Origin of the sequence: uncultured Nocardioides sp., assembly GCF_947489365.1 — a bacterium.
Taxonomy (GTDB): Bacteria; Actinomycetota; Actinomycetes; order Propionibacteriales; family Nocardioidaceae; genus Nocardioides.
The window spans coordinates 1-206 of record NZ_CANLDB010000021.1 but is presented as its reverse complement, the minus strand read 5'-3'; the positions used below and the strand labels follow the sequence as shown (position 1 = coordinate 206).

Sequence of the window (206 nt, the reverse complement as noted above, 5' to 3'; positions counted from 1 at the left end):
ACGTAGGACCCGTCGGGGCGCTGGGCGACCGACACGGGGTTCAAGAAACCACTCGAGAGGATCGTCTTGGCGCCATCCGGGGCGATGGCGAGGAGGTTCTTACTGGAGCGGTCGGCGACGAGGATGTTCCCAGCGGAGTCCTGGTCGATGAATGCCGGGCCGCCCACTGCGGCGAACTGAACTCGGGCTCCACCGTCGGCGGGATA

At 66.5% G+C, this 206-nt stretch carries 1 protein-coding gene; it reads right to left on the bottom strand.

All coding sequences use genetic code 11. From position 1 onward, the window contains the following. Nucleotides 1-206 (bottom strand): hypothetical protein (locus tag Q0858_RS21495; protein ID WP_299058448.1); only part of this gene is annotated, 206 nt, incomplete at both ends.